We start from the raw sequence: 20,616 nt of genomic DNA on the forward strand, positions 1-20,616 counted from the left end.
TCCACCGAGAACCAATTGACTCGAGGTTTTCGTTGACAGCACTTACGTAGAGCTGATAAAGTATCAACTCGTGCCCGTACGGGGCGGAAATGAAAGGTTCAGGATAAATGCGTACTCTAGTTACTCTTGCGTGCACTGAGTGCAAGCGCCGCAACTATACGACCACCAAGAACAAGTCGAACATGCCTGATCGTATGGAGATCAAGAAGTATTGCCCCTGGTGCCGTCACCACACGCTGCACAAAGAGACTCGCTAGTCTTTAGTCATATACGCCAGTAGTTCAATTGGTAGAGCATCGGTCTCCAAAACCGAGTGTTGAGGGTTCGAGTCCTTCCTGGCGTGCCAGTCATTATTCCGTAAGCTCCCAATTGGGGGCTTACGGTTTACTCATGTATAAGCGCATTGCGCGGAGGTAACCCAAATGGCCAACAAGAAGAACAAGAAGAAGGCTCAGCAGCCGGCACCTGCCAATAACGCTGCCGCCAACTCCAAGGTTGAGGCCAAGAAGGCCGTTGCCAAGAAGAACGAGAAGGCTGCGAAGTCCAAGAAGAACGAGAAGCCTGGTTTCTTCGCCCGCACCAAGAAGTATTTCGCTTCGGTGAAGTCCGAGATGAAGCGTGTCACGTGGCCCGATAAGAAGGAGCTCGTGAACTACTCGGTCGTCGTTTGCGCTTCTCTGATCGTCGGCGTCGTCGTCATCGCTCTGCTCGATGCTGGCTTTGGCGAGGCTCTTGCTCTGTTCTCTGGATTGAGGGGCTAAACCATGTCTAAGCGTTGGTACGTCGTTCACACTTACTCTGGATACGAGAACCGCGTTAAGTCCGATCTCGAGCATCGTATCGAGACCATGGGCATGCAGGACCGTATCTTTGATATCGAGATTCCTATGGAGCGCGTCACCGAGATCAAAGAGGGTGGCAAGCGCGAGACCAAGGATTCTAAGATCTTTCCGGGTTATGTCCTGGTTCGCATGGAGATGGATGACGATGCGTGGACGTGTGTTCGCAACACGCCCGGCGTCACCGGTTTCCTAGGCGGCAACGGCAAGCCCGCTCCGCTTTCCCGCGACGAGTACAACAAGATGACTCGTCGTCCCGGTAAGGGCGATTCGCCCAAGCGCACCTCGGTTGATATTCAGGTCGGCACGTCCGTCCGCGTCACCGATGGCCCGCTTACCGACTTTGATGGCAAGGTCTCCGAGGTTAACACCGAGGCTGGCAAGCTCAAGGTCACGCTGATGATCTTTGGCCGCGAGACGCCGGTCGAGCTCGACTTTAACCAGGTCGCTGTCATCGCTTAAGTTTTCGTCCGTTCGCGCGAGCGTGCTTCTTCTGTGACTGCTCATCTCAGGAGTGCTTCTAACACGTGCGTGCTTACGATATAGCAAGTACTTCACACTCGTGATTCGAAAGGAATGACCATGGCTGAGAAGAAGGTTGCCAACGTCATTAAGCTCCAGATTCCTGCTGGTGCAGCTAACCCCGCTCCTCCCGTCGGCCCCGCTCTGGGCGCTGCTGGCGTGAACATCATGCAGTTCTGCCAGGCCTTTAACGCCGAGACGCAGGACAAGAAGGGCGACATCATCCCCGTTGAGATCTCTGTCTACGAGGATAAGTCCTTCTCCTTCATCACCAAGACCCCGCCGGCGGCTCACCTCATCAAGAAGGAGCTGAACCTCAAGTCTGGTTCCGCTAAGCCCCAGGCCGACAAGGTTGGTCAGCTCTCCCAGGAGCAGCTCACCAAGATCGCCGAGATCAAGATGCCGGACCTCAATGCCAACGACATTGACGCCGCCAAGAAGATCATCGCCGGTACCGCCCGTTCCATGGGCGTCACCATCGCTGAGTAGCGATTTCTTATGGTAACGACGGGTGCTCCGACCGGGGCGCCCGTTAAATGTGTGCAATAGGGCACACGATACGATGTGGGAGGGCTCACGCCCGTTTAACCACAGGAGGTAATGCACATGGCTAAGCATGGTAAGAGCTATAACGCCGCTGCCGAGAAGATCGATCGCGCCACGCTCTACACCCCCCTTCAGGCTGCCAAGCTCATTAAGGAGCTCGACACCGCCAAGTTCGACGAGACCGTCGAGGCCCACTTCCGTCTGGGCATCGATACTCGTAAGGCTGACCAGAACATCCGTGGTTCCATCTCCCTGCCCCACGGCACCGGCAAGACCGTTCGTGTTGCCGTCTTCGCCGAGGGCGAGAAGGCCCGCGAGGCTGAGGCTGCCGGCGCCGACATCATCGGTTCCGACGAGCTTGTCGCCCAGATTCAGAAGGGCGAGATCAACTTCGACGCCGCTATCGCTACGCCGAACATGATGGCCAAGGTTGGCCGCATCGGTAAGATCCTTGGTCCCCGTGGCCTCATGCCGAACCCCAAGCTCGGCACCGTGACCATGGACGTCGCCAAGATGGTCTCCGAGCTCAAGGCTGGCCGCGTTGAGTACCGCGCCGACCGCTACGGCATCTGCCACGTGCCCCTGGGCAAGAAGTCCTTCACCGAGCAGCAGCTCGTCGAGAACTACGCTGCCCTGTACACCGAGATCCTGCGCGTCAAGCCCTCTTCTGCTAAGGGCAAGTACGTCAAGTCCATCTCCGTGTCTTCCACCATGGGCCCTGGCGTCAAGGTCGATCCCGCTATCCAGCGCGACTTCCTGGCTGAGTAACTAATAGTTACTGCCTGAGCAAAGCAAGCATTGCTAAAGAGACCCGGTTCTGCCTCGTGCAGGACCGGGTCTCTTGCTTTTGAGTCAACGAAACCACCACGAAGGGGACAGGCACCCTTGTGGTGGTTATACTTGTGTTGTACTTTAGCGCGATGTAGTACTACCCGAGGCCGAAGGGAGCCCAACATGTTTAAGAACACGCAACAGCTCCTAGGCCTAGCGCTACTAGATTGGATAGCGCGCTAGGGTTGTAATCTCGCTATAACGATTTGTTGTACCCGGGTGCGCTATCGTTTGCCGCTTTCAGGCGTGATGAGCGACACGGGTATTTTTCTATCTCTAGGCCTTCTCTCTCTCCTGAAAGCCATCTGTCATAAAACGGTCAATCAGGAGGAACATATAAGCCGCAAAATCACAATCTTTGACGCCACCCTGTGCGACGGTGAGCAGTCGCCGGGCGCCAGCATGAATACCGAGGAAAAGCTCTTCATCGCCCGCCAGCTGGTGCGCATGAACGTGGACGTTATCGAGGCGGGCTTTCCCATCTCGAGTCCTGGTGACTTTCGCTCCGTACAGGAGATTGGCAAGATTGCGGGCGACCGATGCACGGTATGCGGCCTGACGCGCGCTGTCGACAGGGATATCGAAGTGGCTGCAGAGGCGCTCAAAACGGCCCAGAGGCCCCGTATCCATACAGGGCTGGGTGTGAGCACCAGTCACCTGCGCGACAAGCTCCATATGACTGAGGAAAGGGCAATTGAGTGAGCGATCCATGCCGTCAAACATGCTCGCAAGTTCGTTGACGATGTTGAGTTTTATGCCGAGGATGCCGGCCGCTCCGATCAGGAGTTTCTGGTGCGCATTATCGAGGCGGCCGTAAAGGCCGGTGCCACGGTCGTGAACATCCCCGATACGATGGGCTACAACATGCCGTGGGACTTTGGCGCCCGCATCCGTGACCTGCGCGGGCGCTGCGGGTGCGGCCGGTCAGCGCGCGGTCGACGTGATGGAGTATCGCGAGTACGAGATTGAGCGCATTGCGCGCCAGGCATTTGAGGCGGCGCGCAAACGTCGCGGCAAGGTGACGAGCGTTGATAAGCGCAACGTGCTGGAGACGAGCCGCATGTGGCGCGAGATCGTGCATCGCGTGCAAGACGAGGAGTACTCCGACGTGGAGCTTGAGGACCTGCTCGTCGACAACGCCGCCATGCAGCTCATCAGTCGACCGGCAGACTTTGACGTCGTGGTGACGGAGAACATGTTCGGCGACATCCTGTCCGATGAGGCGGCTCAGATTACCGGATCGCTCGGTATGCTTGCCTCTGCCTCGCTGGATGATGGCGTATCGCTGTTTGGGCCGAGCGCTGGCAGCGCTCCTGACATCGCGGGGCTCGGCGTGGCCAATCCGCTGGCTCAAATCTTGTCGGTGGCGATGCTGCTGACCTACGCGCTCGACATGGGCGAGCAAGCCGCGTGGATCGAGAGCGCCGTGGCGCGCGTGCTCGACGAGGGCTGGCGCACCCGTGACATCGCCGATGTCAACACCCCGGCAGATAAGATCCTCGGCACCACGACGATGGGCGACAAGGTCGTCGCCGCGCTGTAGGCGATGCCGATTCAAGCTGTCAAATATCTCAATCTGTAACATCTAAGGGGCAAAATCGTTCCTACCTGTTACAGATTGAGATTTTCGGCTGAGCATCCGTGGTCTGTCTCGATCTGTAACAGCTAACCGATTATTTGGGCCCTACCTGTTACAGATTGAGACAAACCGTTGGGACAGGTCGGACGAGTCAGCAAAACCACCACAAAGGTGCCGGTCCCCTTCGTGGTGGTTTTTAGCGCAACGAGGTGTTCCCAGCCGACCATACGGGCGGCCTTGCGCTCACGCTGCTCGATGACAGCGCATCTTTAGACGCGAAGTGCGGAACCGGGTGCATATACGAGCCGCGTAGCGTTACGAATTCATGGGAATGACCGTATCGCCAATTTGTACGCTTGCAATCTTGTCTGTGTCACAAACTTGCGAGAACGGCCAGGTCTTGTGGACATCAGTGGTGCCGTTATCCAGTTTATTTGCGAAATAGCCGCTGTGGCTGGTTGCGTCCTCAACATGACCGTCTTTGAACGTCACGATGAGGGGTATGTTGCCAACGGCATCCATAGACTCCTCCATGTTTTGAGACATCTTGCCGCTGTTGTTGTCGTGTTCGATGGAACGATCTATGTTGTAGCGGACTGAAACGCCAACGCAGGATACGGTGGCCTCTTGAATCGTCGCCTTGGTGCCGTTAAAGTTGACCGATTTGGGCGCGGGAATCGTAACGGATGTATCTTCGTAATTCAGCTGGAACTTAAGATCCCATGGGCCCGTAAGTATTTTCTTATACTCGGGAAGCTCTTTGCCAGCACGTGGCACAACGAGAGAGTTGATATGCGTGCGGACGGTCCTGCCCATAAGGCCGGGTGATTCAACGCTGAACTGTGCAAAGTATTGAATGCTGGAGTCATTGGGGTTCTTGTCAATGAGCCATGATTGGCCTTGGCCGCCATGCTCGCCATCAACGTATACGTTTCCATCGACACTTCCGGCGATAGTTCCGTTCTCGCCCGGCTCGGAAAGCTTTTTCAGGGCAGCGGGATCGTCGAACGTAAGCGTATAGGCGATGGTAACCATATCCTTGTCGCCCATGATGGCGTCGGCGGTCACGGTGACTCCGTTGTTGGAGCAGCTAGCACCGACGGGCCGGCCAATACGGTCGATGATCTCGGTTTGAGAAGCAGGTCCGTCAAAGATGTCGGAAAGCATGTCAGAAGGAAGCGGCAGGACGCCTGTTGCCATAGCCGTGCCAGCGCCTCCAATGACGATAGCGAGGACTGCCGTTACAGCGGCAATGCGAGCGACTGTTCTTACGGGATGGCGGGCGATGCGCGGCTTGCGTCGCGTGCCATTAAAGTTGCTTTGAGCGGTCGCCGCATCGCTTGAGGCGACGGACTGAGCAATCGAGTTTGCCATGTGCTGCTTCGCATTATCGGTAAACGAAATGTGCTCCAGGGCGTGGCGATAGTCATTCGAATTCGTAGTCATTGTGGTCTCCTTTCAAGGAAAGCCGAAGTGACGCACGTCCGCGGCTAAGGTGCTGGGCGGTTGCAGCTGGCGTCGCGTGAACGGCGTCTGCGATTTCCCTGATGCTCATGCCTGCGTAGTAGTGCAAAAAGATGGCGATGCGCTGTGCTTGAGGCAGGGCCGTGACAGCGGAAAGAATGGCGCAGTCGCGTTGCGCGAATTCTTGCTCGGTATGTGTTACGGGTGCGCAGAAATCGGGGAGCGAATCGAGGTCGACAACCGGGTGATTCGCGTGCGTACGGCCGATATCGCGACATGCGTTCAGTGCGACTCGGATCACCCAAGCACGTTCGTGTTCGAGCGAGTCGAACGGTTGAGTGCGTTGGAGAATCTTGATCAGCGTGTCCTGACAGATGTCTTGAGCGTCGTCAGCGGATCCAAGGGCCGAATAGCACAATCGAAGGATGAGGTCGGAATACGTGTCGACCAAGCGCTTTGCTTCCCGCTCGATCTGATCGGCATCGCATCGGAGCGTGCTATTGCGGTTACGGCGTGCAGGCATAGTGTCACCTCCAATTGGTCGTGGTGGATATAGGGAAGGCGTCTCGCGAGGTCCCTCTACATACAACACGGTCGAGACTGCATAAGTTGACAAAAAAAGACGGCACGTGAGCGCCGTCCTTACAAAACAATGAGTGCTCTCGTTAATTACACAAGCACCGTGATGGACAGGTCGGACGAGTCAGCAAAACCACCACAAAGGTGCCTGTCCCCTTTGTGGTGGTTACCAGGGGGTTCTGGCGGTAGAGGACTCGATGGCCTCGTGGCGCTTGAGCTCGCGGCGCATGGTTTGCGAGTTGAGCCAGGCTGCCTGCCATCCGCGGATGGGGTAGCGCGCTTCGTCCAGCTCAAACTGCGTATAGCCGCAGGCGTTGATGATCGTCGTTCCACACACATGCTGCCGCTCGCGCTGAAAATCGTTACCGTAGCTTTGGTGTACATGCCCATGCACCATGTAGTCGGCCCCCCAGGACTCAAGCGCCGTGTTAAAGCACTCAAACCCTCGATGCGGCAGATCGTCCAGATCACCCATACCGGCGGCGGGTGCATGGGTAAGCAGAATGTCGCACCCGCCGACCATCCTAACCTTACGCGACAGCTTGCGCATGCGCTTGGACATCTCGCGTTCGGTGTACATGTTGGCGCCGTCGCGATAACGCATGGACCCGCCAAGGCCCGCAATGCGAATCCCTCGGTACGTGTACACGCTGTCTTCCACGCAGATACATCCGCCCGGTGCATGACGTGCGTAGCGGTCGTCGTGGTTGCCGCGAACGTAGATGAGCGGTTTGTTGATGACGGTGACCAAAAACTCAAGATAGTCCGGGTCCAGATCGCCGGCAGACAGAATCAGGTCGACACCCTCAAAGCGCTCCTTGCGAAAGCACTCCCATAGGCATCGTTCCTCGGTATCGGCTATGGCAAGGATTTTCATAGGGCAGGGACTTTCGGCTCATCGTCGAGCTGCGGAATGGTGCCCACCACGTTGTCCGCCAGCCAATTCATCTCGACAATCTGCGTGCTCGGCAGCGGAGGGAAGCCTTCGATCTGTACCACGCCGTTCTGGCTGTGGAGCTCGCCGCCAAAGGGGTTGATGGAGCCCTCGACAATGCCGTTGCGGAGCAACTGCACGAGCTTGCGCGTCTGGTAGGGTAGGCCCGGAGCGTAACGGATGTCGATAACGCCGGAACTCATTCCGTACCAGTAGTTGACGGCGCGCACTTGGTTGTCGTCGCTGGTCTCGTCCCACGTGCCGTGCAGAAGGCTGCGAACGATAAGCTCGTAGTATCGGCCCCAGTTCCAGACCGGCATGGCGATGCCGACGACCTTGCCATCGACCAGGCGGTGGAGTCCGTAGGCCGTAGGGTCTTCGAGCGACTTTGACATGTCAGCGCCGGTCATGACGCTCACGCCTTCGCGGCACATGGCCTCGGCAAGGCCTCCGGCGGGCACATCGCCCCAGGTCAGGATAATTTGCGCACGGGGGTCGAGCAGTGAGGCGCCAATCGCAAAGGCGTTGATCTCGCTGAGTGCGCCCGAGGCGAAGACCGACGCGTGGTAGCCGATGCGGTGGTTGTCCGCCATGCTGGCGGCAAGGGCGCCCAGGAGGAACTTGGCCTCGTACATCTTGCCAAAGTACGAACGGACGCTTTGGTGGGGAAGGCCGATAGAGCAGTTAAGGAACCGCACCTGGGGATACTCAACGGCAGCTCTGAGCGTGTATTCCATCAGGCGGTGCGAGGTCGAGAAGATGACGTTAGCTCCATGTTTGACAGCCGTTTCCACGGCGGCGTAGAACACATCCGGATTATGACAGTCCTCGAACGCCTCGGTGCGCACGATACCGCCAAAGTGCTCATCGAGATACTGACGTCCTTGGTCGTGCAGACTGTCCCAGCTCGACGTCGCACAGGGGAACTCATGGATAAAGGCGATGCGCAGGGGGCTGGCCGCCGAGTAGACGGTCTTGCCCATAAAGAAGTTGAGCACGCCGGAGGTGGACTTGGCGGGCGCCTCTTCCTCATCGACACTCGGTGCCTCGACAAGATCGACCTTCTCCTCATCACTTTTGCCGGCAATGACCAACTCGCGCCAAATCTTGCACAGGCGGTTTACGACGATATCCGTCGGCGTATCCAGCAGGCGGTCCTGGTTGTACACATTGAGGTAGACGAGCATAGCGTCGGCGGGCGTAATGTCCAGATGGTCGCCGCCGGCGCGCAGGTAGGCGCGCTTAAAGAGCAGGAAGGTGTGGCGCAGGTAGTCGACCTTTTTCTGCGGCCATTTTTCGATAAGGTTCTGACCGAGCATCTTGGCGAGCGTTTCGTAGCTTCCCTCACGCGAGAACTCGATCTCGTATAGGGGGCAGACGCGCCAAAACGCGCAGAACTCGCCATAGAGGCGGCTTTCGACGGAATCCCATTTTCCGGGGTAGAGGCGGGTGACCTTGGCCGAAACTGTCGGGGCGTCCAGGAATTTGAGGACGCTGACGCGCTTGTTGCCCTCTTGGACGTAGAACCGATGCATGAACTCGGTGACGATGATGGGGTCGCGATAGCCCTCGGTCACCTGGATGTCGTAGAGGTTGGACCACTTGCGGGCGAACTCGGTGCTAAATGGCAACAGGGGCATAAAGTTGCACGAAAAGGCAGACTGACGGCCCTTGGTAACCGTGCCGACGACCATTTCGAGCGGAATATCCCGCAGGCCGACGCTCTCTCGCTGACCTAAGGGGAGCTGGGCAACCAAGCTGTCGAGGTCCGTAAGGTACGGGTGCTCGCTTTGGCTGATGGCGCGACGGCGTCCCTGCTCGCCGCGCTTGCGTGCTTGACGATAGGCCTCTTCCATGGTGTCTACTCCCTTAGTCGTTTAAACAACGATATGAACCATGGTACCACGATGCGAAACTACCACAAAGGTGCCTGTCCCCTTTGTGGTAGTTTAGGCGATGATGGGGGCGATGGCACGAATGCAGGCGTCGGCTGCCGTGAAGGTGGTGCTATCGTCGCTGACGATAAAGATGATTTTGCCCTTGACGCCAAAGTCGCCGATCTCGCTAAAGAGCACGTACGGCTCCTTGTCAAAGCCAGAGATGGGAAGCACCGCGGCCTTGGTGGCGTCGGTAAGCTCATCTGCCAGCGCGTCCAGCGAGGCCCACTTAGACGTGTCCTTTACGGCAACGGGCACGGCCACGCGCCCAAAGGGCATCAGGTGCACGAGCGTGTTCTTGGAGATGTTGGAGTTGGGCACAATGATGGTCTGCCCGCAGGCATCCTCGATGGTCGTGTGGCGCCAGGTGATGTCTTGGACCACGCCCGACACGCCGCCGACCTCGATATTGTCGCCGGGCTTGATGATGCCCATGAAGGTCACCTGCATACCGCCGATAAGGTTCGACAGCGTGTCCTGAAAGCCGAGCGAGATGGCGATGCCGCCGACGCCAAGAGCGGCGACGAGCGCGTTTGCATTAATGCCAAAACAGTTGTCGAGGATAAAGCTGCCGCCGATCATCCAGATGACGGCGCGTGTGATGTTGATGAAGATGCTCGATGCTGGGAGCGGGTTATCATCGCGGTTAAGCAGGTGGTGCAGGGTCTTGGACGCGATTTTGGCGGCAACGGCGGTGCCGATGGCCAAGATACCGGCCCAGATGATGTTGTGGACCCATCGTTGTGCAAAGAAATGAAGAATTGGCTCAAACAATTCCATGTAGGGAAACCTCCTCATGATCATCCAACCATGATACCCACCAAGAAGCCCGTCCGATCAAATTCGTACGGGCTTCTGTGCTCGATATAAGGTTTATGCGGCGGGGCTGCAAGGCCCGGCGGTGTAGCTTAGCGTCGACGCTTCCAGATAATGCCGAGAATGATGACGATGATGCCGCCGATAAGGCACGTGCCAACTACTGCCAGCGTGCGGTCTCCCGTTGCGGCGAGCTTGCCGGTCGTCTTCTTGGTGATGACCTTCGTGGTCGTCGCGTCCGTCTTAGGCGAGGGCTCAGGCGTCGGGGCCGGTGTGGGCGTGGCGTCCACGGCAGCGGAGCCAAAGCTGATGGTGCCGGCGAGTCCGGCCATCTTGCTCTCCCAGCCGTTTTGCCCAATCAGCGCCCTCAGCGCCGCCTCACACGTGCCCCACTCGGTGCGCTTGGTGGCGTGTGCGAAGGTGGGGAAGTCGGTCGTGTTGGTAATGATGTAGTTGTTGGTGGCGACGGTGTAGGTCTTGGCGGGGTCGAGCATGCTGCCATCCTTGGTGAGCGTGGCGCTCACGATGCGTTTGCCTTCGGGCTGCGTCCAATCGATTGTCACGTTGATTCCGCCGAAGGAAAGGACGCTGCCGGAGTCGTCGCGCCACTTGTACATGTCTTGCGCCTCCTGCTCGGTGTGGCCGGCCGCTACGTAGGCTTGCTGAAGCTCGTAGCTGTGATTGCACTCGTCGCTGATCTGCAGCGAGTGCTCGAGCGCTGCGAGGAAGTCCGCACCGGTCATGGTCCAGGTCTCCACGGTGTTGCCGTAGGGCGAGATAGCGATGACGTTGCCTGCGGTCACATCGCCTGCAGCGATGCCGCCGCGGATGCCACCCGCGTTTTCGATAGCGAGGTCTGCGCCCGTCAGGTCAAGATAGGAGCCGCAGATCACATGGTCGATGGTCTGGGCCTTGGTGGTGTCGCCCTCCTTGCTGGGGCGGAAATCGGTGGTGCGCACCATTTCCCAACCATGCGTGCCTGCGGCGTCCTCGCCGTAGAAATAGTTGGTGGTGGATGTGCCGAGCACCTTGTTCGATTCGTTTTCAAAGGCCTCGTCGAGCGGCTTGATCTTGTTGCGGACGGCTTCAAGGCGGCTTTGGTAGTCGGAGCCCTTGTCGGGGTCTGCCAAAAGGTCGTTGACGTTCTTGGCGGTGTAGAGCTTCTCGTCACTGCCGTCTGCAGGGACCGTGACCGTGTCATCGTCGGTCGTCTCGGTGCCATTCGTGTCGTACTTGTACGGAATGGAAAGCAGCCCCACCTCGGCAAAGGCGCTGCCCGCTTCGACGACGCGGACCGACTTGCCGTCAGCCCCCGTCACGTTTTCGTCTAAGTTGATGTGCTCGTGGCCCGCGACCAGTGCATCGACCCCAACGAGCTTTGCAGCAAAGGTCTTGGCGTTGAGCGTGTGCGCGATACAGACGACAACGTTGCAGCCCTCTGTCTCGCGCAGTCGCTTGGCCTCGGCATTGATGGCGTTCGCGGCACTCGAGAACGACGTACCCGCGACCAGGTCCGCGCGCAGCGAGGATTCCAGCGACTCATCCATGGCACCCACGACGCCGACCTTGATTTTGTAGTCGAATGTGGAGTGATCTTCGCTATCCTCCCAGGTGCGATCGAGCGTCTTGGTGATACTCGAGCTCCATACGCCGCTCGTAGACTTCGCGTTCGCGCAGAGCATGGCGAAGGGCGTGCCGGTGGGGCTGTAGCCGGTCATGGTGCGGAGCTTGTCCGCGCCGTAGCTCCAGTCGTGGTTGCCCGGCGTGGTCGCGTCGTAGCCGTCTGCATAGAAGGTGTCCATGAGCTCGGCGATGCTCTTACCCTCGCTCATGGTGGCAAAGGACTGCCCGTGGAAGGTATCGCCCGCATCGAGCAAAAGATCGGGGGCGCTGCTTTGGGCGCTATAGAGAACCGCCAGTCCGTCAAAGCCCACAGTGCCGGTGCCCTTGCTTGCGTTGTAGCTGTACTTGTAGCTGCCGTGGATATCGTTGGTGTGCATGACGGCCACGGAGCCGTCAATAGCGGCGGGCAGGTTCCCCGCGAAAGCGAGGCTTGGGATGCCTGCGAGCGAGCCGGCAAACAACGCGGCGGCTAACGCAAGGCGGGGGAGTCTTTTCATGGCAGTTTCCTTAGTCCTTAGCCAGAAAGTCTGGTTGAATATCGGATTATCGACATAATATGCGAAAACCGTCGCAAAGGTATCTGTTCCTTTGCGGCGGTTTTGACGTTTGCGCAGATAAAACCTGCCAAAATAAACCTGTCCCTTATTGGCAGGTTTTAGCTCAGCAGCATGCGGTCGTTGGCGAGCTCGCCGCCCGAGACCTCCTCGAACTTCTGCAGCAGGTCGGCGACGGTGAGCGACTTCTTCTCGTCGCCCGCCACGTCGTAGATAACGTGGCCCTCGTGCATCATGATCAGGCGATTGCCCAGACGGATGGCGTCATTCATGTTGTGCGTGACCATGAGCGTGGTCAGGTGGTTCTCGTCGACAATCTCCTCGGTCAGATTGAGCACCTTAGAGGCGGTCTTGGGGTCGAGTGCCGCGGTGTGCTCGTCGAGCAGCAGCAAGCGCGGCTTGGTGAGCGTGGCCATGAGCAGCGTGAGTGCCTGGCGCTGGCCACCCGAAAGCAGGCCGACCTTGGCGTTGAGGCGCGTGTCCAGGCCAAGGTCCAGGCGCTTGAGCAACTCAACGTACTCGTCCTTCTCGGCCTTGGTGACGCCCCACGAAAGGCCGCGACGCTGGCCGCGACGCTTGGCGAGGGCCAAGTTCTCGGCAATCTGCATGTCGGCTGCGGTGCCGCGCATGGGATCCTGGAACACGCGGCCCAGGTACTTGGCGCGCTGCGACTCGCTCAGGCGCGAGATGTCGGTGCCGTCGAGCTCGATAACGCCCGAATCGAGCGGATATACGCCGGCAATCATGTTGAGCAGCGTGGATTTGCCGGCGCCGTTGCCGCCGATCACAGTTACAAAGTCGCCGTCGTTGAGGGTAAGGTCGACGCCGGTGAGCGCGCGCTTCTCGGTGACGGTGCCCTTGTTAAAGGTCTTCTTGACGTGCGAGAGCTTAAGCATCTGCCTCATCTCCCTTCGTGTAGGAGCTGCGGAGCTTATAGCGCTCCCAAACCACGGGCACGCACAGGGCCACGGCGACAATCACAGCAGAGAGCAGTTTCATGTCGTTGGCGTCCATGCCCAGCTGCAGCACGATGGCGCGGATGAGGAAGTACACCACGGAGCCAAAGACGGCGGAGGCCAGACGGACGGAGAACTGCGTGAGACCGCCGGGCAGCAGGCGGCCGAGCACCTCGCCGATGACGATGGCGGCAAGACCGATAACGATGGCGCCGGTGCCCATGCCAATGTCGGCATACTTCTGGCTCTGGCAGATGAGCGCACCCGAAAGGCCAATGAGGGCGTTGGAGAGCACGAGGGCGATCATTTTGGTGGTGTTGGTGTTAACGCCCAGGGCGCGGATCATGTACTCGTTGTTGCCGGTGGCACGCAGTGCCGAGCCGATCTCGGTGCCAAAGAACCAGTACAGGATGGCGACGATGGCCACGGCCAGCACGATGCCTAGGATAATGGCAACAGTGGACTGCGGCAGGCCCGTCATGTTGCTGACGGATGAGAAGATAGTGCCCTTGGCAAGGATGGGCGTGTTGGACTTGCCCATGATGCGCAGGTTGATGGACCACAGACTGATCTGCGTAAGGATTCCGGCGAGGATTGCGGGAATCTCAAAGACGGTGGTCAAGATGCCCGTGACGGCGCCCGCGATGGCGCCGGCGCACATGCCGGCCAGCACGGCGAGCAAGGGGTCGACGTTATTGTTGACGATGAGTACGGCGCAGACACAGCCGCCGAGGGCAAAGCTGCCGTCGCAGGTCATATCGGGGATGTCGAGCAGGCGGAACGTGATAAACACGCCAAGCACCATAATGCCCCAGAGGACGCCCTGCGAAACGGCGCCCTGCAATGCAATGAGCATGCTTCATACCTCCTAGGATAGGGTGGACACGTGATTTTCCATAATAGCGGTACCAATGCATAAAAGAGCTGCGGACGGATGTTTTGTCTCATCCGAAACAAGCAGGGCGAACGCCGGTCTTTAGCGTTCGCCCCAAGGACTCAGATATTGAATAACGCGGCTGTGGCGCGCGTGCGGGCCCTAGACGCGTTACCGCGCATGGCGCTACTCGTCCAGAGCGGAAAGGTCGATGCCTAGGGCCTCGGCCATCTCGTCGTTCTTGACGACGACCAGGTCCTTGCTCGAGAGGTGCTTGATCGGCATATCCTCGGGCTTGGCCTCGCCCTTCAGGATCTTAACGGCCATCTCGCCCGCGGCGTAGCCCAGGTCCTTATAGTTGATGGAGAGGGTGAACAGGCCGCCGGCCATGCACATACCCTCCTCGCCGGTCACGAAGGGGAGCTTATTCTCCTTGCAGATCTGGCCGACCTGCGAAGCGCCCGCGGCGATGGTGTTGTCAGTGGGGGAGTACAGCGCGTCGACCTTGCCCACGGCAGACTCGACGACGGACTGAATCTCGTTGGAGCTCGAGACGGTGAAGTCGGTGTACTCGAGGCCCAGCTTGTCGAGCTCCTTCTTGGCGGCCTTGATCTGGACGTCGGAGTTGGACTCGGCGGTGCAGTAGAGCAGGCCGACCTTTTTAACGTCGGGCAGGACCTTCTGCATCATCTCGAGCTGCTCGGCGACCGGGGTGAGGTCGGAAGCGCCCGTGACGTTGGTGCCGGGCTTGTCGTTGTCCTGGACCAGGCCGGAGGCGGCGTAGTCGGTGATGGCACAGCCCACGATGGGGATATCGGCCGTGGCGCCGGCGGCAGCCTGCGCGGCGGGCGTGGCGATGGCATAAATCAGGCTGACGTTGTCGCCCACAAACTTGTCGGCAATGGACTTACACGTGGACTGGTCGTTCTGAGCGTTCTTCTGGTCGATCTTGACCTTAAGGCCGCTCTCCTTGATGGCCTTGACAAAGCCATCGTTGGCGGCGTCGAGTGCGGAGTGCTCGGTGAGCTGCAGAACGCCGATGGTGTAGTCGGAACCGGCGGCAGCAGAGCCGGAACCAGAGTTGCCGCCGCATCCGGCGAGCGGGGCGAGCGCGAGCAGGCCGGCGGAGACCAGAAGGCTCCTGCGGCTGATGGTGATGTCCTTCATATCATTACCCCCAGTATAAAAATGGCTGGAAACACTGCACTGGGACAAAGTGCAAGTGGGACTATAGTAGCGCTGATGTCCATTTTTACAACAGCCTGGCGGGTTTTTTAATACAGAATCGGATGGGCGGTACGGGTAGTCGAATGGGCGGCGGAGGGTCTTATGCGGCGGAGGCGGCGTCGTCCTCGTCCAGGGCGGCGAAGAGCTTCTTGCCGTCGAGGAGACGTGTGGTGACGTTTCTCATGCGGCCGATCTCAACGGTACGCAACGTGTCATCGGCGCCTCGCGCGTCATAGACCGTTCCCAGCAAATACGAGATGCCGTCTCGTTGCTTGATGGCAAAGGGCCGGAGTGTCATCCGTGCCACTTCGACCTCTCCGCGTGCCGTGACACTCGAAATATCAAAACTCACCGTGGTTCCGTGGTCGATGGCCTGCTCGATGAGCTCGCAGGCATCGATGCGCTTGACGGGCGTGCGTGTGGCCTTGGTGGATTTGCCGCCTGCGCTTGGAGCAGGCTCGGGTGCATCGAGGTAGCCGCGAACGTCGGCACTCGCCATGGCGACCAGGTGCTGCGCCATGCTTTTTCGAATGGCGATGGGCGTAGAGCGGTTGCGCATGACCATGCCGTGGAGTCGGATGATTTCTTCGTCGGTGAGCGGACGGGTCAAGAGCCGATACCCAACGCCGCGCTTGTACTCAATTTCGTATCCAGCATGGCGAAGTGCGGAGATGGCGGTGTAGATGCTGCGCCGCGCCGCCGAGATGGGCATGCGGGCGGGGTCGTCGGGATGGGCTAGGCGCCGGATCAACTCATCGGAAAGCATGGCCTTGTCCTCACCGGTGTTTTCGCTCAATAGTTGCAGGATGCGAACGGCGCGATAGGCTGCCATCGAGGCGGCGCCCCTCGTCGTGGTCTCGTAAGTTTCAACAGCGGTTTCGGTCATGGCGCCCACGTCCTTTCCGTTTTGGGTGGCGACGGTATGGAGCCTAGGACGAGGGGCTTTCCCAGGGGCGCAGGACGCCCTGGGCGGTCGGTAGCCGTCGGCAAGCGGCGGGTCGAGTTTTCAACAGCCCTGCCCAACTGACCAAAAACTTGCCAAAAGCTTGACGGATGCTGTTGAAAAAAGCGCCCCTCGGCTTGCCGAGAGGCGCTGGCGTGATGCGCTGGAACGCGTTTGGTGGCGCTGTGGCGATTAGAAGTCGGCGTTGCCCACGGTGCGCGGGTGCGGCAGGACGTCGCGGATGTTGCCCACACCGGTCAGATACATGACCAAGCGCTCGAAGCCCAGACCGTAGCCGGCGTGCTTGCAGGAACCGTAGCGGCGCAGGTCAAGGTAGTACTTGTACTGCTCGGGATTCATGCCCAGGTCCTTGATGCGGGCTTCGAGCAGATCCAGGCGCTCCTCGCGCTGGGAGCCGCCGATAATCTCGCCGATACCGGGAACCAGGCAGTCGGCGGCGGCGACGGTCTTGCCGTCCTCGTTCATGCGCATGTAGAACGCCTTGATCTCGGCCGGATAGTCGGTCACAAAAGTCGGTCGCTTAAAGTGCTCCTCGGTCAGGAAGCGCTCGTGCTCGGTCTGCAGGTCGATGCCCCAGCTCACGGGATAGTCAAACTTGTGACCGGCGGCGACGGCCTGCTCCAGGATTTCGATGGCCTCGGTATAGGTGACGCGGGCAAAGTCGGAGTTTGCCACGTGGTCCAGGCGCTCGAGCAGACCCTTGTCCACAAACTTGTTGAGCATATTGAGCTCGTCGGGGCAGGTTGCCATGACGTCCTTAAGGACGTACTTGAGCATGGCCTCGGCGTTATCCATGTAGTCGTTAAGGTCGGCAAAGGCCATCTCGGGCTCGATCATCCAAAACTCGGCGGCGTGGCGCGTGGTGTTGGAGTTTTCGGCGCGGAAGGTGGGGCCAAAGGTGTACACGTCGCCAAAGGCCATGGCAAAGTTCTCGGCATTGAGCTGGCCGGACACGGTGAGGCTCGCGTGCTTGCCAAAGAAGTCTTGGCTCCAGTCGACCTCGCCGGACTCGGTGAGGGGCGGATTTTTGGGGTCGAGCGTGGTCACGCGGAACATCTCGCCGGCGCCCTCGCAATCACTCGTGGTGATGATAGGGGTGTTGACGTAGACAAAGCCCTGCTCCTGGAAGAAGCGGTGGATGGCGGCAGCCGCGACAGAACGGATGCGGAACACGGCACGGAACAGGTTGGTGCGCGGGCGCAGGTGCTGCTGGGTGCGCAGGAACTCGACGGTTGCGCGCTTCTTCTGCAGCGGGTAATCCGGGGCGCTGACGCCCTCGACCTCGATGGAGGTGGCAGAAAGCTCGAAAGGCTGGGGTGCATCGGGGGTCAGCTTGACGGTGCCGGTGCAAATGAGTGCGGCCGAGACGTTTTGATGGGCGATCTCGTCGTAGTTGTCGAGCGCCTCGCGGTTCATGACGACCTGCAGGTCGCGGAAGCAGCTGCCGTCGTTGAGCGTAACAAAGCCAAAGTTCTTCATGTCGCGGACGGACTTGACCCAGCCGGCAACGGTGACGGTCTGGCCGCCGAGCGACTCGGCATCGACATAGAGCTGCGCGATTTTGGTGCGGTTCACGTATCCTCCCATAACGGTTGAATGATAGTTATCCATACAGTTCGATATTCTAGCAGCTCGGCTCATTTGGGCTATACAGATAAGGCATTGGCGGGATGGTTTTTCAAACGAAAAGCGCCCGCGGCCAAATGGTCGCGGGCGCTTGACGAGGTGCCTTTTGGTTGTGTGGCGCGGGGCCTAGCTACTTGGTCTTGGCAACCAGCAGCGGGTCGCCAAGCTTGACGAGCGGGTTGCCGCCGATAAGCGTTCCAGACTCGCCGACATGGTCGATGCTCTTAAGACGATCGAGCTCGGAGACGATGACGGTCACGATGTCCTCGTGGCCGGCGGCCTTGATGGCCTCGCGATCGAAGCTGATGAGCGGCTGGCCGGCCTTGACCACATCGCCCATCTCGACAAAGCGGGCAAAACCCTTGCCGTTCATTTCCACGGTGCCCAGGCCAACATGGATGAATACGCGCAGACCGTCCTCGGTAATCATGCCGATGGAGTGGTTGGTGACAGTGGTGGCGCCGATGCGGCCGTTGGCGGGCGCATAGATGGTGCCGGTAATGGGCTCGATGCCATAGCCCTGGCCAAGCATGCCCGAGGCGATCGTCTCGTCGGGAACCTCGTCCAGGCTGACGAGCACGCCGTTGACGGGGGCATAGATGACGCCTTCGCGGGTGGCGAAGCTTGCTGCGGGCGGAACGGACGCCTCGCCGGTCGAGGTGAAGGTGGACTTAAGCGAATCGAGCAGACCCATAGTTGCCTCCAACTTAAATAGGCGCATATCGCGCGTTTGGTTTGCCGGAAACGTTTCATATCTGTTTCGCGGCTTGGTCAACACCCCCTATTCTACGCTGCTCAGCGATACCTCTGAGCTGGGATTATGTGATATATCAGTTGAAGGGAAACTTATTGCTGGCGTGTTTCTGCGTCACGGGTTCAAGTGGGGTACGCTTGAAGGCGAAAAACAATGGCGCTTAATTTGCGCGAAGGGAGCACATATGATTGTCGAGAACCATGCACTGTGGGGCGAGGAGCCGACCGAGGAATATCCGGCGACGTTTACGTATTTGGGTGCCGAGCCGCTGCCCGACAAGCCCAATGGCCGCCGCCCCGCGGTGATCATCTGCGGCGGAGGCGGGTTTACGCATATCGCTCCGCACGAGCAGGACCCGGTGGCGTTTGCGTTTTTGGACCGCGGCTACCAGGCCTTTGTGCTCAACTATGTGACGAGCGCCACGGGCGACGTGAGCTTTCCGCACCCGCAGGCGGACCTCGCCAAGATGGTCGCTACCGTGCGCGCCAACGCCGACGAGTGGCATGTCGATCCCAAGCGCGTGTGCATCGTGGGTTTCTCGGCGGGCGGCATGATCTGCGCCTCGTTGGCAACGCAGTGGAAGACCGGACCCTTCGCGGGCCTTGCCGGGGCTCGTCCGGAGGATATTCGTCCCGACGCCGTGGTGCTGGGCTATCCGTTGCTCGACCTTGCCTATGTGCGCGATATGCAGACGCGCGACCCGCGCATCGACCTGCGCGTGCCCAAGACGGGTGGCAAGACAGGGCGCGATTTGCTCAACGACTATCTGTCGATGGTGACGGGCGGCGAGGCGACCGATGAGCACCTGACCGACATTTGCCCTACCACGCACGTTTCGCGCCAGATGCCCCCGACCTTTGTGTGGGGCGTTTCGGACGATAAGACGGCGCCGGTCGCGCAGGTCTACCCGTTTGCGCAGCGCATGGCCGAGGAGGGTGTTGCATGCGAGACGCACGTCTTTGACCAGGGTGGCCACGGCCTTTCGCTCGGTAACGCCAATACCGCGGTCGACAACGAGGACAAGCAGGTGGCGGTCCGTCCTTGGATTCGCCTAGCCTTCCGTTTCCTGGAGCGCCACGGGTTTTAGTTACGGCGTTTTACCAAACGCCGTAACCACTTGACGCTGCAAGCCCGCCAGAGCGGCAATCTGCCTTTCAACTTCGGCGGCATGACCAGAAGGTCAATGCCGCCTCGTTTCAAGGCACCTTGCTCGCTTTGGCGGGTTTTCGCTTTCGGTGCCAAAACATCGACGTTGCCCTGGCCGCCAAGGGTTGGGCCGGCACCGATCGTTATATTTCTACCAAACGGTGAACTGGGCGTTTTCTGTGTTCCAATGGACATCGCGAACGTAGTCTCGCACGGCCGCCGCATCCCGCGCTTCGAACAGCTCAAGAATGTGGGCATGCTCGGCATTGGCTATACCCAGCAGTTTGCACGCCGTCTCCTGATCGACGGTCTCGTAATCGCGTTTGATAAAGCAACGCTCGAGTTGCGAAATCATGTCGCGCAGACGGTCGTTGCCGCAGCGGTTGAAGTACGTAAGGTGAAAGTCCCGCTGAATGTCGTCGTACTTTCGGATAAGACCGCCTTGGATCGCTAGGTCCATGGATCCAACCAAGAACTTTAGCTGCATGATGTCCTCTTCGGTCAGGAGGGGGCAGGCAAGGTATGCCGCCTGCCCGTCGAGCGGCCCCATAATCTCAAAGACTTCGACGGCGTTTTGCTGATCGAATCCACGGACGCGGAATCCGCGGCGGGGGAGATTGTCCAGATAGCCGTCGCTTGCCAGCTGGATGAGCGCCTCGCGAACCGGCGTGCGCGACACGCCCATGGCATCGCAGATCGCCTGCTCGCTCACGCGGTCGCCGGCCGAAAGCTCGCCGGCGTCTATGCGACTCGAAATATAGTCGTATACATGATCCTTCAAGGGTCTTCGGAGCGTTTCCATGAGCTTATATTCCTCAACTGTATATTTTCAAAAATAAATACGT

At 59.3% G+C, this 20,616-nt stretch carries 20 protein-coding genes, 1 tRNA gene and 1 pseudogene; 9 read left to right on the plus strand and 13 right to left on the minus strand.

Annotation, left to right across the window (positions count from 1 at the left end; all coding sequences use genetic code 11):
* Positions 1-107 precede the first annotated feature (107 nt).
* From rpmG to DXB86_RS06250, 8 genes and pseudogenes are all read left to right on the plus strand, one after another.
* The gene (gene rpmG, locus DXB86_RS06215) at positions 108-257 is read left to right on the plus strand and encodes a 50S ribosomal protein L33 (protein ID WP_117655047.1); all 150 of its coding nucleotides are present in this window, start codon (positions 108-110) and stop codon (positions 255-257) included.
* 13 nt (positions 258-270) lie between these two features.
* Positions 271-346, plus strand: a tRNA-Trp gene (locus DXB86_RS06220).
* A 76-nt stretch (positions 347-422) separates the two neighbouring features.
* Complete coding sequence (secE, locus tag DXB86_RS06225) at positions 423-761, plus strand: preprotein translocase subunit SecE (RefSeq protein ID WP_117736543.1); 339 nt, start codon at positions 423-425, stop codon at positions 759-761.
* 3 nt (positions 762-764) lie between these two features.
* On the plus strand, positions 765-1,301 hold the full coding sequence (gene nusG, locus DXB86_RS06230; RefSeq protein ID WP_006234984.1) for a transcription termination/antitermination protein NusG: 537 nt from the start codon (positions 765-767) through the stop codon (positions 1,299-1,301).
* Between the two features lie 120 nt (positions 1,302-1,421).
* Complete coding sequence (rplK, locus tag DXB86_RS06235; RefSeq protein ID WP_022093893.1) at positions 1,422-1,850, plus strand: 50S ribosomal protein L11; 429 nt, start codon at positions 1,422-1,424, stop codon at positions 1,848-1,850.
* Positions 1,851-1,967: 117 nt separating this feature from the next.
* Positions 1,968-2,675, plus strand: coding sequence for a 50S ribosomal protein L1 (rplA, locus tag DXB86_RS06240; RefSeq protein ID WP_117736544.1), 708 nt, complete (start codon positions 1,968-1,970; stop codon positions 2,673-2,675).
* 465 nt (positions 2,676-3,140) lie between these two features.
* Positions 3,141-3,707, plus strand: a pseudogene (locus DXB86_RS06245) (hypothetical protein).
* A complete protein-coding gene (locus tag DXB86_RS06250; protein ID WP_233502585.1) occupies positions 3,631-4,281 on the plus strand; it encodes an isocitrate/isopropylmalate family dehydrogenase in 651 nt (216 codons plus the stop codon). Before DXB86_RS06245 ends, DXB86_RS06250 begins: the two are co-directional and overlap by 77 nt.
* Positions 4,282-4,632: 351 nt before the next feature.
* Here DXB86_RS06250 and DXB86_RS06255 read toward each other — a convergent pair whose 3' ends face one another.
* The 12 genes from DXB86_RS06255 to DXB86_RS06310 all read right to left on the minus strand — a co-directional run bounded on the left by DXB86_RS06255 (position 4,633) and on the right by DXB86_RS06310 (position 18,565).
* Positions 4,633-5,763 carry a DUF4179 domain-containing protein gene (locus tag DXB86_RS06255; RefSeq protein WP_117635373.1) on the minus strand — a complete coding sequence of 377 codons (1,131 nt, stop codon included), beginning with the start codon at positions 5,761-5,763 and terminating at the stop codon, positions 4,633-4,635.
* A complete protein-coding gene (locus tag DXB86_RS06260; RefSeq protein WP_117583099.1) occupies positions 5,744-6,304 on the minus strand; it encodes an RNA polymerase sigma factor in 561 nt (186 codons plus the stop codon). Before DXB86_RS06260 ends, DXB86_RS06255 begins: the two co-directional genes overlap by 20 nt.
* A 222-nt stretch (positions 6,305-6,526) precedes the next feature.
* Positions 6,527-7,237, minus strand: a complete 711-nt coding sequence (locus DXB86_RS06265; RefSeq protein ID WP_117736545.1) for a metallophosphoesterase — start codon at positions 7,235-7,237, stop codon at positions 6,527-6,529.
* Positions 7,234-9,150 carry a BMP family ABC transporter substrate-binding protein gene (locus DXB86_RS06270; RefSeq protein WP_117736546.1) on the minus strand — a complete coding sequence of 639 codons (1,917 nt, stop codon included), beginning with the start codon at positions 9,148-9,150 and terminating at the stop codon, positions 7,234-7,236. Before DXB86_RS06270 ends, DXB86_RS06265 begins: the two co-directional genes overlap by 4 nt.
* Before the next feature lie 93 nt (positions 9,151-9,243).
* On the minus strand, positions 9,244-10,011 hold the full coding sequence (locus tag DXB86_RS06275) for a mechanosensitive ion channel family protein (RefSeq protein WP_117736547.1): 768 nt from the start codon (positions 10,009-10,011) through the stop codon (positions 9,244-9,246).
* A 128-nt stretch (positions 10,012-10,139) separates the two neighbouring features.
* The gene (locus DXB86_RS06280; protein ID WP_117736548.1) at positions 10,140-12,167 is read right to left on the minus strand and encodes a bifunctional UDP-sugar hydrolase/5'-nucleotidase; all 2,028 of its coding nucleotides are present in this window, start codon (positions 12,165-12,167) and stop codon (positions 10,140-10,142) included.
* Between the two features lie 158 nt (positions 12,168-12,325).
* A complete protein-coding gene (locus DXB86_RS06285) occupies positions 12,326-13,120 on the minus strand; it encodes an ABC transporter ATP-binding protein (RefSeq protein ID WP_022093887.1) in 795 nt (264 codons plus the stop codon).
* Complete coding sequence (locus DXB86_RS06290; RefSeq protein ID WP_099432089.1) at positions 13,113-14,036, minus strand: ABC transporter permease; 924 nt, start codon at positions 14,034-14,036, stop codon at positions 13,113-13,115. The genes DXB86_RS06285 and DXB86_RS06290 overlap by 8 nt, the downstream gene beginning before the upstream one ends.
* A gap of 204 nt (positions 14,037-14,240) precedes the next feature.
* Positions 14,241-15,221: an ABC transporter substrate-binding protein gene (locus tag DXB86_RS06295; RefSeq protein WP_117736549.1), complete on the minus strand. Its 981-nt coding sequence runs from the start codon at positions 15,219-15,221 to the stop codon at positions 14,241-14,243.
* 160 nt (positions 15,222-15,381) lie between these two features.
* Positions 15,382-16,167: a hypothetical protein gene (locus DXB86_RS06300; RefSeq protein ID WP_117736550.1), complete on the minus strand. Its 786-nt coding sequence runs from the start codon at positions 16,165-16,167 to the stop codon at positions 15,382-15,384.
* Between the two features lie 249 nt (positions 16,168-16,416).
* On the minus strand, positions 16,417-17,820 hold the full coding sequence (asnS, locus tag DXB86_RS06305) for an asparagine--tRNA ligase (protein WP_117736592.1): 1,404 nt from the start codon (positions 17,818-17,820) through the stop codon (positions 16,417-16,419).
* A 181-nt stretch (positions 17,821-18,001) separates the two neighbouring features.
* Entirely contained in the window at positions 18,002-18,565 is a 564-nt protein-coding gene (locus DXB86_RS06310) for a PTS glucose transporter subunit IIA (RefSeq protein WP_118266321.1), read from the minus strand.
* A gap of 244 nt (positions 18,566-18,809) precedes the next feature.
* Between DXB86_RS06310 and DXB86_RS06315 the strand changes: the two genes are divergently transcribed.
* Positions 18,810-19,712 (plus strand): alpha/beta hydrolase, encoded by a 903-nt coding sequence (locus tag DXB86_RS06315; protein WP_117736551.1) that lies wholly within the window; start codon positions 18,810-18,812, stop codon positions 19,710-19,712.
* 210 nt (positions 19,713-19,922) lie between these two features.
* Here DXB86_RS06315 and DXB86_RS06320 read toward each other — a convergent pair whose 3' ends face one another.
* Positions 19,923-20,573 (minus strand): GntR family transcriptional regulator, encoded by a 651-nt coding sequence (locus tag DXB86_RS06320; protein ID WP_117736552.1) that lies wholly within the window; start codon positions 20,571-20,573, stop codon positions 19,923-19,925.
* Positions 20,574-20,616 lie beyond the last annotated feature (43 nt).

Source organism: Collinsella sp. OM06-18AC (assembly GCF_003438785.1).
Lineage (GTDB): Bacteria > Actinomycetota > Coriobacteriia > Coriobacteriales > Coriobacteriaceae > Collinsella.

Coding starts and splice junctions, on each gene's coding strand:
- rpmG (WP_117655047.1), top strand. CDS start 108: ATGCGTACTCTAGTTACTCTTGCGTGCACTGAGTGCAAGCGCCGCAAC.
- secE (WP_117736543.1), top strand. CDS start 423: ATGGCCAACAAGAAGAACAAGAAGAAGGCTCAGCAGCCGGCACCTGCC.
- nusG (WP_006234984.1), top strand. CDS start 765: ATGTCTAAGCGTTGGTACGTCGTTCACACTTACTCTGGATACGAGAAC.
- rplK (WP_022093893.1), top strand. CDS start 1,422: ATGGCTGAGAAGAAGGTTGCCAACGTCATTAAGCTCCAGATTCCTGCT.
- rplA (WP_117736544.1), top strand. CDS start 1,968: ATGGCTAAGCATGGTAAGAGCTATAACGCCGCTGCCGAGAAGATCGAT.
- DXB86_RS06255 (WP_117635373.1), bottom strand. CDS start 5,763: ATGACTACGAATTCGAATGACTATCGCCACGCCCTGGAGCACATTTCG.
- DXB86_RS06260 (WP_117583099.1), bottom strand. CDS start 6,304: ATGCCTGCACGCCGTAACCGCAATAGCACGCTCCGATGCGATGCCGAT.
- DXB86_RS06265 (WP_117736545.1), bottom strand. CDS start 7,237: ATGAAAATCCTTGCCATAGCCGATACCGAGGAACGATGCCTATGGGAG.
- DXB86_RS06270 (WP_117736546.1), bottom strand. CDS start 9,150: ATGGAAGAGGCCTATCGTCAAGCACGCAAGCGCGGCGAGCAGGGACGC.
- DXB86_RS06275 (WP_117736547.1), bottom strand. CDS start 10,011: ATGGAATTGTTTGAGCCAATTCTTCATTTCTTTGCACAACGATGGGTC.
- DXB86_RS06280 (WP_117736548.1), bottom strand. CDS start 12,167: ATGAAAAGACTCCCCCGCCTTGCGTTAGCCGCCGCGTTGTTTGCCGGC.
- DXB86_RS06285 (WP_022093887.1), bottom strand. CDS start 13,120: ATGCTTAAGCTCTCGCACGTCAAGAAGACCTTTAACAAGGGCACCGTC.
- DXB86_RS06290 (WP_099432089.1), bottom strand. CDS start 14,036: ATGCTCATTGCATTGCAGGGCGCCGTTTCGCAGGGCGTCCTCTGGGGC.
- DXB86_RS06295 (WP_117736549.1), bottom strand. CDS start 15,221: ATGAAGGACATCACCATCAGCCGCAGGAGCCTTCTGGTCTCCGCCGGC.
- DXB86_RS06300 (WP_117736550.1), bottom strand. CDS start 16,167: ATGACCGAAACCGCTGTTGAAACTTACGAGACCACGACGAGGGGCGCC.
- DXB86_RS06310 (WP_118266321.1), bottom strand. CDS start 18,565: ATGGGTCTGCTCGATTCGCTTAAGTCCACCTTCACCTCGACCGGCGAG.
- DXB86_RS06315 (WP_117736551.1), top strand. CDS start 18,810: ATGATTGTCGAGAACCATGCACTGTGGGGCGAGGAGCCGACCGAGGAA.
- DXB86_RS06320 (WP_117736552.1), bottom strand. CDS start 20,573: ATGGAAACGCTCCGAAGACCCTTGAAGGATCATGTATACGACTATATT.